Origin of the sequence: Streptomyces bambusae (genome assembly GCF_019400985.1) — a bacterium.
Classification (GTDB): Bacteria; Actinomycetota; Actinomycetes; order Streptomycetales; family Streptomycetaceae; genus Streptomyces; species Streptomyces bambusae_A.
Genome location: NZ_WTFF01000645.1, coordinates 1 through 1,250 on the forward strand (window position 1 = coordinate 1; position 1,250 = coordinate 1,250).

A 1,250-nucleotide genomic window follows, 5' to 3' on the forward strand; every position below is an offset into this window, starting at 1 on the left:
ATCCGCACCGGGCTGCCGCCAGGTCCGCCCGGCAGCGCGGACGGGGGCACGGGTGCCTCCGGCGGACCCGCGCGGCCCACCGGCCTGGTGGCCCGATGGCGCCGGCGCGGCCTGATGGCCCAGCGGCCTGGTGGCACCCCTGACGGGAGCTGGAGGCCCGCTCGGCGAGCCACGGGCGCCTGTCGCGGGTGGGCGCGGCCCCGAAGCCCGCGTCCCACGGGACCCTCGGCGGGAGCCGAAAGCTCACCAAGTAGGGCTTCAGGCCGGTGGCGGTGACCACGGTGGCCACACCAGGAAGCGCGTGACGGCGTCAGGGCCTCACAGCATCACGCCGTCACGCCGTCACGCCGTCACCGAGTCACCGCCCGGAGGCCTGCTCGGCGAACCACGGCGCCTGCCGCGGATGGGCGCGGCCCCGAAGCCCGCGTCCCGCGGAACCCTCGGCGGGAGCCGGAAGCTCGCCGAGTAAGGCTTCAGGCCGGTGGCGGTGACCACGGTGGGCCACACCAGGGAGCGCGTGACACCGTCACCGCGTCACAGCATCACGCCGTCACGCCGTCACCGGGTCACCGTGACACCGCGTCACGGCGTCAAGCCCGGAGGCCCGCTCGGCAAGCCACGGGCACCTGCCGCGGGTGGGCCCGGCCCCGAGCCCGCATCCCGCGGAACCAGCGGCGGGAGCCGAAAGCTCACCGAGCAGGGCTTCAGGCCGGTGCGGTGACCACGGTGGCCACACCAGGGAGCGCGTGACGCCGTCACCGCGTCACAGCATCACGCCGTCACGCCGTCACCGGGTCACCGTGACACCGCGTCACGGCGTCAAGCCCGGAGGCCTGCTCGGCAAGGCGCGGCGCCTGCCGCGGGTGGGCGCGGCCCCGAAGCCCGCGTCCCGCGGGACCCTCGGCGGGAGCCGGAAGCTCGCCGAGTAGGGGTTCAGGCCGGTGGCGGTGGCCACGGTAACCACACAGGGAGCGCGTCAGCGCGTCAGGAGCATCGTGGCCGCGGCGGCCGCGCCGATGAGGCCCGCGTCCGTGCCGAGGGTGGCCGGGGTGACCGTCAGGCCGTCGACGAAGGAGAGCGTGGCGTACTCCGCCAGATGCGTGCGGACCGGCGTGAACAGGATGTCGCCGGCTGCCGCGACGCCGCCGCCGATGACCGCGATGTCCGTCTCGACCAGTGTCGCGGTCGCCGCGATCGCGGCGGCCAGGGCGCGGCCGGCCCGGTCGAAGGCGGCGCGGGCGACGGGGTCG

The 1,250-nt window shown here is 76.2% G+C and carries 1 protein-coding gene; it reads right to left on the minus strand.

Annotation, left to right across the window (positions count from 1 at the left end):
- Positions 1 to 976 precede the first annotated feature (976 nt).
- Positions 977 to 1,250 (minus strand): ROK family protein (locus tag GPJ59_RS36275; protein WP_219672365.1); only part of this gene is annotated, 274 nt, incomplete at its 5' end.